At 63.6% G+C, this 12,315-nt stretch carries 10 protein-coding genes; 9 read left to right on the forward strand and 1 reads right to left on the reverse strand.

The features are described 5' to 3' along the window. Positions 1 to 130: 130 nt before the first annotated feature. The 9 genes from IWX64_RS03040 to IWX64_RS03080 all read left to right on the forward strand — a co-directional run bounded on the left by IWX64_RS03040 (position 131) and on the right by IWX64_RS03080 (position 10,281). Positions 131 to 1,420 (forward strand): nucleotide sugar dehydrogenase, encoded by a 1,290-nt coding sequence (locus IWX64_RS03040; protein ID WP_196865694.1) that lies wholly within the window; start codon positions 131 to 133, stop codon positions 1,418 to 1,420. A gap of 37 nt (positions 1,421 to 1,457) precedes the next feature. Next, positions 1,458 to 2,054 carry an acyltransferase gene (locus tag IWX64_RS03045; RefSeq protein ID WP_196865695.1) on the forward strand — a complete coding sequence of 199 codons (597 nt, stop codon included), beginning with the start codon at positions 1,458 to 1,460 and terminating at the stop codon, positions 2,052 to 2,054. After that, the gene (locus IWX64_RS03050; protein WP_196865696.1) at positions 2,051 to 3,151 is read left to right on the forward strand and encodes a DegT/DnrJ/EryC1/StrS family aminotransferase; all 1,101 of its coding nucleotides are present in this window, start codon (positions 2,051 to 2,053) and stop codon (positions 3,149 to 3,151) included. Before IWX64_RS03045 ends, IWX64_RS03050 begins: the two co-directional genes overlap by 4 nt. A 2-nt stretch (positions 3,152 to 3,153) precedes the next feature. Further along, positions 3,154 to 4,155: a Gfo/Idh/MocA family oxidoreductase gene (locus IWX64_RS03055; RefSeq protein ID WP_196865697.1), complete on the forward strand. Its 1,002-nt coding sequence runs from the start codon at positions 3,154 to 3,156 to the stop codon at positions 4,153 to 4,155. A gap of 2 nt (positions 4,156 to 4,157) precedes the next feature. Continuing rightward, the gene (locus IWX64_RS03060) at positions 4,158 to 5,300 is read left to right on the forward strand and encodes a glycosyltransferase (protein ID WP_196865698.1); all 1,143 of its coding nucleotides are present in this window, start codon (positions 4,158 to 4,160) and stop codon (positions 5,298 to 5,300) included. A gap of 170 nt (positions 5,301 to 5,470) precedes the next feature. After that, the gene (glf, locus tag IWX64_RS03065) at positions 5,471 to 6,658 is read left to right on the forward strand and encodes a UDP-galactopyranose mutase (RefSeq protein WP_196865699.1); all 1,188 of its coding nucleotides are present in this window, start codon (positions 5,471 to 5,473) and stop codon (positions 6,656 to 6,658) included. Further along, on the forward strand, positions 6,655 to 8,655 hold the full coding sequence (locus tag IWX64_RS03070) for a glycosyltransferase (RefSeq protein WP_196865700.1): 2,001 nt from the start codon (positions 6,655 to 6,657) through the stop codon (positions 8,653 to 8,655). The genes glf and IWX64_RS03070 overlap by 4 nt, the downstream gene beginning before the upstream one ends. A gap of 6 nt (positions 8,656 to 8,661) precedes the next feature. Next, positions 8,662 to 9,552: an ABC transporter permease gene (locus tag IWX64_RS03075; protein ID WP_196865701.1), complete on the forward strand. Its 891-nt coding sequence runs from the start codon at positions 8,662 to 8,664 to the stop codon at positions 9,550 to 9,552. A gap of 3 nt (positions 9,553 to 9,555) precedes the next feature. Continuing rightward, the gene (locus IWX64_RS03080) at positions 9,556 to 10,281 is read left to right on the forward strand and encodes an ABC transporter ATP-binding protein (RefSeq protein ID WP_196865702.1); all 726 of its coding nucleotides are present in this window, start codon (positions 9,556 to 9,558) and stop codon (positions 10,279 to 10,281) included. A 51-nt stretch (positions 10,282 to 10,332) separates the two neighbouring features. Here the strand turns inward: IWX64_RS03080 and IWX64_RS03085 are convergent, their stop codons facing one another. Beyond that, positions 10,333 to 12,294 (reverse strand): DUF6541 family protein, encoded by a 1,962-nt coding sequence (locus IWX64_RS03085; protein ID WP_196865703.1) that lies wholly within the window; start codon positions 12,292 to 12,294, stop codon positions 10,333 to 10,335. Between the last annotated feature and the right edge of the window lie 21 nt (positions 12,295 to 12,315).

Consider the following 12,315-nt stretch of genomic DNA (forward strand, 5'->3'; position numbering starts at 1 on the left):
GGCGATCGTGGACGCCACCGGGAATGTGGACAACCCTAGATCAGGTGTTTTTCCCCGACTGCCTATAGGCTTGACTACTGGGTCCGGTCGGACATGTTCACTACCCGCCTCTAGAGAAGGTCAATGATTCGTGAAGATTGCTGTTATTGCGCTTGGAAAAATCGGGCTCCCGCTCGCCGTGCAGTTCGCGTCCAAAGGCCACGAGGTGGTTGGCGTGGACGTGAACGCACAGGTCGTCGAGCTGGTGAACCAGGCCACTGAGCCATTTCCCGGCGAGGCACACCTGCAGGAGATGCTCTCGGAGCTGGTTCCAGCTGGCCGGCTGCGTGCCACCACCGACTACGCTGACGCCGTCCCCGGAGCGGACGCCGTCGTGCTCGTGGTTCCCTTGTTCGTGGATCAGGACGCGAAACCAGACTTCGGTTGGATGGACTCCGCAACATCGGAGCTGGCCCGGCACCTGACCCCCGGCACCCTTGTTTCGTTCGAGACCACCCTTCCGGTGGGCACCACCCGCACCCGGTGGAAGCCGATGCTCGAGGAAGGTTCGGGCCTGGTCGAAGGAAAGGATTTCCACCTTGTCTTCTCCCCGGAGCGGGTCCTGACCGGGCGCGTCTTCGAAGACCTGAAGAAATATCCCAAACTGGTCGGCGGCCTGTCCGACGCCGGAGCCGCCGCTGCCATCGAATTCTACGAAGCGGTGCTCGACTTCGACGACCGTCCTGACCTGGACCGCGGCAACGGCGTCTGGGACCTTGGCTCCGCCGAAGCATCAGAACTGGCCAAACTGGCCGAGACGACCTACCGGGACGTCAACATCGGCCTGGCCAACCAGTTTGCCCGTTTCGCCGCGACCGCCGGGATCGACATTTACCAGGTCATTGACGCGTCGAACTCCCAGCCCTACAGCCACATCCACCAGCCCGGCATCGCTGTGGGGGGTCACTGCATTCCCGTGTACCCACGGTTGTACCTCTGGAACGACCCGGATGCCACGGTGGTCCGGGCCGCCCGGGAAGCCAACGCGGGGATGCCCGACTACACCATCGGCCTGCTCGAGGGTGCGTACGGCGACCTTTCCGGAGCGAGGGTGGTGGTGCTCGGTGCGGCCTACCGTGGCGAGGTCAAAGAGACAGCGTTCTCGGGAGTCTTCGCAGCGGTGGACTCCTTGAAGTCGCGCGGGGCGACCGCGCTGGTCCACGATCCGATGTACACCGACGAGGAACTGCAGCGGCTCGGATTCGATCCCTACCACCTCGGCGAGCCGGTCGACGCCGCCGTGGTGCAGGCCAACCACGCATCCTATGCGTCACTGAGCCCGGCGGACCTGCCGGGCATCAAGGCGTTCATTGACGGACGCCGGGTGAGCTCGGCTGAACACTGGGACGGTGTTCTTTACCGGGTCATCGGCAAGGCCTGACATTACGGATGCCAATTCACTACGGAAGAGGAACTCGATGAGCTTCATCGCGGACGGCGCAGACGTGTCCGGGCAGGCCACCCTGGGTGAGGGGACCAAGGTCTGGCACCTGGCGCAGGTGCGGGAGCAAGCGGTCCTCGGCGCCAACTGCATTGTCGGTAGAGGAGCCTATATCGGCACGGGTGTGAAGATCGGTGCGAATTCCAAGATCCAGAACTACGCGCTGGTCTACGAGCCGGCGACGCTGGGGCGCGGGGTCTTCATCGGTCCCGCCGTGGTGCTCACCAATGACACCTACCCCCGTTCGGTGTCGCCCGACGGCGAACTCAAGAGCGCCCACGACTGGACGCCCGTCGGCGTCACCATCGGCGACGGTGCCTCCATCGGCGCCCGCGCGGTCTGCGTGGCACCGGTCAGCATCGGGGAGTGGGCAACCGTTGCCGCGGGCGCCGTGGTCACCAAGGATGTCCCCGCCTACGCACTGATGGTCGGAGTGCCCGCGAGGAGGATCGGCTGGGTCGGCAAGGCCGGCCACCCCCTCCGCGAGGAAGCCGGCGAATGGGTTTGCCCCGCCACCGGGGAGCGATATGTGGAATCGAATTCAACACTGAGACCAGTAGAGGTAGAGGCATGAGTAAAGGCTTTATTCCGGCAGCGAAGCCGATTGTTGGGGACGACGAGCGGGCAGCGGTCGACGCCGTCCTCCTCTCGGGGATGCTCGCCCAGGGCGCCGAGGTGGCGTCCTTCGAGAGCGAGTTCTCGCAGGTTCTCCTGGACGGACGCGCCGCGGTAGCGGTGAACTCGGGCACCTCCGGCCTGCACCTCGGTCTGCTGGCCGCTGGCGTCGGGCCCGGGGACGAGGTCATCGTGCCGTCCTTCACCTTCGCGGCGACCGCGAACTCCGTCGCGTTGACTGGCGCGACACCGGTCTTCGCCGACATCGAACTGGACCACTACTGCCTCGACATTGCCCACGTCGAGTCACTGATCACCGAGCGCACCAAGGGCATCATGCCCGTGCACCTGTATGGACACCCGGCAAACATCGCCGCGTTCCGTGCCCTCGCCGACAAGCACTCCATCGGCCTGTTCGAGGATGCTGCCCAGGCCCACGGTGCGGGGCTGGATGGCCGCAAGGTGGGTACCTTCGGCGACTTCGCAATGTTCTCCCTGTACCCCACCAAGAACATGACCTCGGGTGAGGGCGGAATGGTGTCCACCGGCGACGCGACCATCGAACGGAACCTTCGTCTGCTGCGCAACCAGGGCATGGAGAAGCAGTACGAGAACGAGCTGGTCGGGTTCAACGCCCGGATGACAAACCTGCACGCAGCGATCGGGCGTGTCCAGCTGACCAAGGTCATGGGCTGGACCGCGCAACGCCAGGCCAACGCGGCGTTCCTGGACGCCAACCTCACCGGTGTCCGCACGCCCGTGGTTGCTTCCGGTGCCGAGCACGTCTACCACCAGTACACCGTGCGGGTGGATGGCGGCGCTGCGGAACGCGACCGTCTGGCGGCTGCCCTCAAGGAGGACTACCAGATTGGATCGGGCGTGTACTACCCGATCCCTAACCACCGCCTGCCGTCCTTCACCAGGGAAGAAGACCTCCCCAACACCGAAATTGCGGCTAGGGAAGTGTTGTCCCTGCCGGTGCATCCTTCTCTGGACCAGGAAGACCTCGAGCGCATCGTCGCTGCGGTCAAAGCGCTCACGACGGCAGGAGCCTGAGCATGGCGGATCTTAGAGTCGGCCTGATCGGCCTCGGGATGATGGGGCGCCACCACGCCCGGGTCATCAGAGAACTCGATGGCGTGGAATTGGTCGCGGTAGCCGACGCTTTCGGAGACCCTCATGGGGTGGCGGGTACGCTTCCGCTCTGTGGCTCGGTGGAAGAGCTCATCGCCCAGGGCATCGACATGGCGGTCTGTGCCGTCCCCACCGGCCTGCACGAAGAGGTTGGACTGGCGCTGGCAGCAGCGGGTATCCACACAATGGTTGAGAAGCCTATCGCCTCGACCATCGAAGGCGGCCAGCGCCTCGTCGACGCGTTCGAGGCCGCGAACCTGGTGGGTGCTGTCGGACACATCGAGCGGTTCAATCCGGCGCTGCAGTCCCTGCGCGCGAGAATCGAGAACGGGGATCTCGGCGAAGTCTTCCAGATCGCTACCCGACGCCAGGGCCCGTTCCCGTCCCGGATTGCCGACGTCGGTGTCGTGAAGGACCTCGGAACCCACGATATCGACCTCACCTCCTGGCTGGCGCAGTCGCCTTTCGCCTCGGTATCTGCGCTCACGAGTACCCGCTCTGGCCGACCGCACGAAGACATGGTGACCGCTTCCTGCCAACTGGAGAATGGGGTCATCACCTCCCACCTGGTCAACTGGTTATCGCCCATGAAAGAACGCCTTACCGTGGTCACCGGCGAGAAGGGGGCCTTCGTCGCTGACACTCTGACCGCCGACCTGACCTTCTTCGAGAACGGCACCATCACCACAGAGTGGGAGGCTGTCTCCAATTTCCGTGGGGTCTCGGAGGGAAACATCACCCGGCTGGCGCTGACCAAGCGTGAACCCCTGCGCTCCGAACACGAGGCGTTCCGGGATGCGGTGTTGGGTTTGTCCAACAACATCGTCACCATGCGGGAGGGGTTGAACACCCTGAGGGTCGCGGAGGCAATCATTGAGTCGGCCCGTGTCGGCTCAACGCTGAAGCTCACGGCGTTAAAGCACTAGGTATGCCGCTTCGAATTCTTGTTGCAACGCGCATCTATGCCCCGGAGACTGGAGCGGCGGCCTTCCGGCTGGCAGCGATGGTGAGGGCCCTTGAGGACCGGGGGCACCACGTCACCGTTCTGACCACCTCATCGCCGGGTGCGAAACGGTCCTCCCCGTCGGTCCGGCGTTGGCCAGTCCTGCGGGACAAGTCCGGCGCGGTCCGCGGTTATGTGCAGTATGCCAGTTTCGACATTCCCCTCTTCTTGCGGCTCCTCACGGCGCCGGCCTTCGACCTGGTCGTGGTGGAACCTCCACCCACTACCGGTGTGGTGGTCAGGGTGGCGTCGGCGCTACGCCGTCGCCCGTTTGTTTACTTCGCCGCCGACGTCAGTTCGGTGGCGGCCGAGGGCATCGGCGTGTCTCCGGCAGTGGTGCTGGTCCTTCGGGCAATCGAACGCTGGACCCTTGCGAGGGCGCGGAGAATCCTGACAGTCTCCGAAGGTGTCTCGACCGCTGTCGCGTCCCTGGTGGGTCCGTCCGACCTGATCGTCAACGTGGGAACCGGCGTCGACACTGATCAGTTCACCCATGAGGGGCCGGCAGGTCCCGACGGCGGCCGCTACTTCGTCTATGCCGGCACCATGTCGGAGATTCAGGGCGCCGGCGTGTTTGTCGACGCTTTCATCAGCATCGCCGCCGAGTACCCCGATGTCCGCTTGGTGATGTATGGCCAGGGGGTGGAGCTCGACGATCTCCGTTCCCGCGCCGAAGCAGTGTCCGCGCCGATCGATTTCCGGGGCAACGTGGATGGTGACCAGATCTCCGCAGCGCTGCGTGGCAGCGTTGCCGGCCTTGCCTCGGTGCGTCCGTCCCGAGGATACGACTTCGCGTTCGCCACCAAGGCATTGGTCAGCCTCAGCTGTGGCACACCCGTGATCTACGCTGGCGTTGGTCCGTTGAAGGACATCATCGCTGACGAAAACCTTGGTGTCAGTGTTGACTGGGAGCCGGCCGTGGTCGCGGCCGCGATGAGGGAAGCCCTCGCCTGGCCCCAGGACGCTGCCGAACGCCAGCGAATTTCCGGTTGGGTCCTGCAGAACTACTCGCTGAGGAGCGTCGGGGCCAGGGCAGCGGAGGCTATCGAGGCTGCTGCGAGCGAGTAGCCGCGAAAGAGGCGATCGGGGAAGCAATCGAGTGCCGGAACCCCGGAACTGCCAATCCTAAATACAAGCCGCACCCCGATTCTCCGGTAATCTTGAGCAGGCACAGCGCTGGGTAGCCAGCGCTGCCCCATCATGTAGCTGGCGCAGCCCCCAACAATTCAGGAGTGTTTGTGAACGTTGACCTCGTTGTCGTAGGGTCAGGCTTTTTCGGCCTGACCATCGCTGAACGGGCGGCCACCGAGCTCGGCCTGAAGGTGGCTGTGCTTGACCGGCGCCACCATATCGGCGGTAATGCCTACAGCGAGAAGGAAGCGCAGACCGGGATCGAGGTGCACCGCTACGGTGCGCACCTCTTCCACACCTCCAACGAGCGGGTCTGGGACTACGTGAGCCGGTTCACCGAGTTCACCAACTACGTCCATAAGGTGTACTCCAGCCACAAGGGCGAGGTGTATCCGATGCCCATCAACCTGGGGACCATCAACCAGTTCTTCAGGTCCTCCTACGGTCCCGCCGACGCCCGGGCGCTTATCCAGGAACAGGCTGGCGAGCTCGCCGGAACGAATCCGCAGAACCTCAACGACAAGGGCATCCAGCTCATTGGCCGGCCCCTCTACGAGGCTTTCATCAAGCACTACACCGGGAAGCAGTGGCAGACCGACCCGCGGGACCTGCCCGCTGAAATTATTTCCCGGCTTCCTGTTCGGTACACCTACGACAACCGGTACTTCAACGACAAGTACGAGGGCCTGCCGGTGGACGGCTACACGGCATGGATCGAGCGGATGGCCGACCACCCCAACATCACTGTCCAGTTGAACACCGACTTCTTCGACGACACCCACGAATTTTCACGGACAGCCACCCTGGGCCAGGTTCCGGTCGTCTACACCGGTCCGGTAGACCGGTACTTTGACTACGCCGAAGGGGACCTCTCCTGGCGCACCATCGATCTGGAAGAGGAAGTCCTCCCGGTCCAGGACTTCCAGGGTTGTTCAGTAATGAACTACCCCGACGAGGACGTTGCCTATACCCGGATCCACGAGTTCCGCCACTTCCATCCCGAACGGGACTACACGAAGGACGCCACGGTCATCATGCGTGAGTTCTCCCGGTTTGCCCAGAAGGAAGACGAGCCCTACTACCCGGTCAATACCAGCGAGGACCGCGCCAAGCTGAGCGCCTACCGCGACCTGGCCAAGGGGGAGGAGTCGGTGCTCTTCGGGGGCCGACTGGGTACCTACAAGTACCTTGACATGCACATGGCGATCGGGTCAGCGCTGTCCATGTATGACAACAAACTCAAGCCGCACTTCACTGCTGGCGCCAAGTTCGAAAGCGGAGGAGTCGACGCATGAGCGATACCGTCACCACCACCCCCGACACGCCCGCAGAAGCCACACCGTGGCAGACCCTCCAGCGCGTTGTCCTTCCCAACCTGAGCGACCTCGATACGGCGCCTCTCTACATGGATACCGGCAGCGCCCTGAGTGTGCAGCTGAACACCATGGACGGCAGCGTAGCCACGCAGGGTGGTGGACAGGCGCGGAGCAGCGACGGCAAGGAGATTCACGCCGAGGACTTCAAGTCACGCCGCTCCACCCTGGTCAGGGCGGGGGAGCGCGTCTCCTTCGGCACCTACTTCAACGCGTTCCCTGCGAGCTACTGGCGCCGGTGGACCACCGTCCAGTCGGTCCGGCTGAGTGTGAAAACCAACGGTTCGGGTGGTGTCAGCGTCTACAAATCGAACGCCCGCGGCTCCCTGCAGCATGTCGAAACGAAGCGTGTCACCGATACTGCGGTCACCACCTTTGATCTCACGCTGGCACCGTTTGGTGACGGCGGCTGGTACTGGTTTGACCTGGTGGCCGGATCCGGGACTCTTGTGCTGGACGAGGCTGAGTGGCAGGCTCCGCACGCCGGCGGTACCCACGGTTCGATCACGCTCGAAATCACCACCCTGAACAAGCCTGATTTTTGCCTGAACAACCTTTCCATCTTGGCCAACCACCCCGATTCCCTGACCCCGCTCAAGGAGATCCTGGTGGTGGACCAGGGCACGCAGAAGGTGGCCGACCAGCCCGGTTTCGCCGAGGTGGAAGCTGCACTGCAGGGCAAGTTGCGGATCATCAACCAGGCGAACCTGGGCGGCTCCGGCGGGTTCGCCCGCGGCATGTATGAGGCGGTGGAGAACGGGAGCGACTACGCGTTGCTGCTGGACGACGACATCGTCATCGAGCCCGAGAGCATCGCCCGGCTGCTGACCTTCGCCGATCACTGCAAGACCCCGACGATCGTCGGTGGCCACATGTTTGACCTCTACAACCGGACCGTGCTGCACACGTTCGGCGAGACGGTGAACCCGTGGCGCTTCCAGCCCGACCAGCCGGTCGAGGGCCAGACACTCGGTCATGACTTCGTCCGGTCGAACCTTCGCCACACCCCCTGGCTGCACCGCCGGGTCGATGTCGACTATAACGGTTGGTGGATGTGTCTGATCCCGACCGCCGTCATCCGGGATATCGGTTTGTCGCTGCCCGTGTTCATCAAGTGGGACGACGCCGAATACGGCCTCCGTGCGAAGGCCGCCGGCTACCCGACTGTCTCAATGCCGGGTTCGGCGGTCTGGCACGTCTCCTGGATCGATAAGGATGACCTGGTGGGGTGGCAGGCGTATTTCCACACCCGGAACCGGATGATCGCCGCGCTGATCCACAGTCCCTACGAGCATGGCGGGCGAGTCGTCAGGGAATCCGGCTACATGGACATCAAGCACTTGATCTCTATGCAGTACTTCACCGCGCGCGGCCGGATCATGGCCCTGCAGGACATCCTGAAGGGCCCCGAGTCACTTCACGAGGTGCTGCCCACGAAGCTGCCCGATATCCGGGCCATGGTCAAGGAGTTCCCTGACTCCCAGTTCAAGACCGACCCCGACGCGTTCCCCGCCGCGCGGATGGACAAGCCACCCCGTCAGGGGCAGGGATTCCGCGCGCCGTCCTACGCCACCCTGGTGCCGTGGGCGGCGAAGACCCTGGTCCGGCAGCTGAGCAGGCCGGTGCAGGATTCCAGCAGGGAACGCCCTCAGGCGGTCGTCGCCCACCAGGACAACAAGTGGTGGCGGATGTCCCAGTACGACAGCGCGGTGGTTTCCAACGCGGAGGGCAGCGGTGCCTCGTGGTATCAGCGCGATCCTCAGAAGCTGCGCTCAATGCTCACCGAAGCTGGGCGTCTGAACGCGGAGATTCTCCGGACTTGGCCACAGCTTAGTGCCCGGTACAAGGCTGCGGCGGCAGAGATCAGTTCTTTCGAAGCCTGGAAGAAAACCTTCGAGGCCCACTCAGAGAAGAGCTGATAACGGTTGAGCAGCAGCGAACTCATCACACCCGGACTGGGTGGTGGTCTCCGCGACGTCCTACGCTCCCGTTTCCTTCTGAAGCTGCTGGTCGCCAAGGAACTTCAGGTCAGGTATCGCGGCTCGGTCCTGGGGATTCTCTGGTCCTATGTGAAGCCCGGAGTGCAGTTTTTCGTGTTCTGGTTTGCCCTCGGGGTCTTCCTGGGGATGAACCGGAACACCGAGAACTATGCCATTTACCTCTTCTCCGGCATTGTGCTGATTAACTTCTTCAATGAGGCGCTGGGCAATGCCTCCCGTTCAGTGGTGGGCAACGGGGGGCTGATCAAGAAGATCTACCTGCCGCGTGAGCTGTTCCCCGTCGCGTCCGTCTGGGTTTCCGCGGTGCACTTCTTCCCACAGTTGCTGGTCCTGCTGGTGGCGTGTCTGTTCGCCGGCTGGGCACCGGGGGTGTTTCAAATCTTCGCGGCCGTGGCCGGGTTCACGATCGTTGCGTTGCTCGCAACGGGTCTGGGACTGTTCTTCGGCGCAGCCAACGTGTATTTCAGGGACAGCGAAAATTTCGTGGACATGCTGTTGATGATTGCCACCTGGGCTTCGCCGGTTCTCTACACCTGGACCATGGTGCGGGACGGACTCGCGACGGCGTTCTCCGCGGGGACTGCCTCGGTGCTGCTTGTGATCTATCAGGCCAACCCGCTGACCATCGCGGTGGAGCTGTTCCACTTCGCCTTCTGGCTCCCCACCACCTCCGAGATCACCGATCCCGCGATCGCGGTCCCGCCCAATCTGCTCGACATGTGGCTTCCGATTGGGCTGGCGACCGCACTGCTGGTGACCATTCTGGGCCAGTGGACCTTCCGGCGGCTCGAGGGCCGCTTTGCCCAGGAGCTGTGACCCGTGACCACCGCCATTGAAGTACGTGGTATTTCCAAGCAGTTTGTCCTGCGCCACACCCGGTCCATTAAGGAGGCGTTCGTCTGGCTGGTCAAGGGCCGGAAGGGAGACCTCTCGCAGAAATTCCACGCGCTCGACAATGTGTCGCTCGACGTCCGTCAGGGGGAGTCGGTCGCCCTGCTGGGGCTCAACGGCTCCGGCAAGTCCACCCTGCTCAAGCACATCTCCGGGGTCATGCTGCCGGACAGCGGCACCGTGCGCACCCGTGGGAGGGTGGCCGGACTGATCGAGGTGGGGGCCGGGTTCCACCCGGATCTCAGTGGCCGGGACAACGTGTACCTCAACGGCGCCATTCTCGGCATGACCGAACAGCAAATCGATGACCTCTTCGAGTCGATTGTCGACTTCTCGGAGATTGGGCAGTTCATCGACACCGAAGTGAAGTTCTACTCCTCGGGCATGTACCTGCGCCTAGCTTTCTCAGTGGCTGTGCACACCAACCCGGAGGTGTTCCTGGTTGATGAGATTCTCGCCGTCGGCGATGAGCCGTTCCAGAAGAAGTGCATCGCCAAGATCATGGAACTCGCCGCGGCGGGGAAGACCCTCGTTGTTGTCAGCCACGACCTGGACCTGGTAGCGAAGGTCTGCGAACGCGGTGTGCTCCTTGAGCATGGACGGATCGTTATGGACGCTCCCGTCAACGACGTGGTGTCCAGGATGCGCAGCTAGCACACCTATCGTCCCCTAGCTAGGCGCGGGGCTCCCGCCGGTGCCGCAACCCTAGCGGCAGGCAGTAATTTCGTAGAGCCGCGCCTGGCCTTCCCGATCGATCAGCTCGATCCCCGGAGCAGTCGCCAGGTTATCGAACCCCCGATAGGGCTGGGTCCCTCCGTGCAATTCCTGGTCCCCGAAGTCCAGGACGTAGAAAGCATCCAGTTCCTGCACCGCGCGGCACACCTCGGGCGTGGTCGCGGCCTCATCGATGCGGTCCATCAGGAGCAGGTCGTCGTCGGCGACGCGGCTGGAGGCGTGAGTGAGCAGGACTTCCCTCCCGCCGAGGGCGTATGCGAGCGACGCACCCGTCCAAGGGTTCCCGACGACGACGGCGTCCTCGGGTACCGACTCATCTAACCGATCGAGCAGGGCCAGTTCGTCAATGGTCAGCAGCTGCGAAGACCGGTCCAGGACGTACTCCGCACGGGCCTTGGCCTCGGCGTTGTCGACCGACTTCCCCTGTCCCAGAACTCCGACGATCGTGCAGCCAGCGATGATGATTACCCAGGTGGTGGCCTGCTGGTATCGGCGATTGGCGGTTCGGCGCACGAACGCGGTGAGGATAGCGGTCCCGCCGAGCACGCCCAGCGGTATGGCCGCGACCGGGAGCAGCGCCGCGAGGCGATTGCTGTCGTTGTACCAGAGACCGGTGAAGAAGTGGCGCAGTTCGCCTATTTCGGTGCTGGCCACGTTCACATACAGCAGCGCACTGGCCGCGAAGATCCCGAGCACCCACCAGTATCGCCGGGCGTTGATGGTGACAGCCAGACCCACCAGGGTCAGCACCAAGAGAATCCAGCTGATCTGACTGCGCATCGGGGCGACAGCCAAGGCCTCGCCGACCGCGTGGGTGGGACTGAGGAACGGCTCCCAGAGCGAGTTCTGTAGTGAGGGTCTGAAGGAAATCCAGAAATAGTAGGTGAACCCGAGGTAGCCGACAAACAGGACCAGCGGTACGAGATGACGGTACCAGGGCGCACCCTGGCGAACCATGAATCTGGTGGTGCGCCACAGCACGAGAGCGGCCAGTGGCACCACGAACAAGAACAGGGCGATCATGGTGCTCGGGTGGGAAAGGGCAATGGCGGGTAACACAGCCAGCAGGCCGAGCCCGGCCAGGACCCTGCCGTTCAACGGATCATGGACCACTCCCAGCATGGTCCCGGCCAGCCCGATACCGACGGGAAGCAGCGCGATGGAGAGCAGATAGGGGTACAGGACGCCGAAGTCCACCATCAGGTACGGGAAGGTCGGGTACGCCGCCGCCAGGGCGCCGGTCAACAGGATGGGGAGGGGCTTTTCGCCGGTAATGCGGGTCACCATGAACAGGGCGGACAGCGGCCAAACGAACGCCCCGATCGCTATGTTTGACGCATTGACGGCGACTGCGATGGGAGCGCCAGTGGTGAGCGCCACCAGGGTGATGAGGTCATGCCACGCGGCCGGATAGAAGCTCAGCCCGGAGCCATCATTGGTCAGGTTGCCAAGGGTCAGGGACGATCCGGATCCGGTGTCCAGGATGTACTGCAGAGAGTTCAGGTGGAAGATGTTGTCGTAGGTCTGCGAGATGTTCTCGGGACTGGCGAAGATCTGGGCAAACCGCACCCCGATGATCACCGTGGGGACGGCGACGGCCACAGCGCACAGGACGCCGTTCAGCAGGCCCGCCCGGGTCGGCCGATGAAGCAGCACCAGGGCCTCGCCACGGGATCTCAGCCAGAGGACCCGGGCCAGGAGCCCACCGCCTGCGGTCAGCACCGTCATGCCGACCAGCACGGCGGGGGACCACGCAATGGAGAGGAAGGGCGCGATCATGGCGCCGACCGAGGCCAACGTCACCGAGATCGGTGCGGCGAGTGCAGCCGACATGAGCCCGCGGGTCCCGCAGGCCCTGGCCACCAGGAATCCGGGCACCATCAGAATGACAAGAGCCATCAGGATGACTGGCGCTACCTGCCACCAACTCATCGGCACTTCACCTTTTCTTGG

Source organism: Arthrobacter sp. CAN_A212 (genome assembly GCF_015752345.1).
Lineage (GTDB): Bacteria > Actinomycetota > Actinomycetes > Actinomycetales > Micrococcaceae > Arthrobacter_D.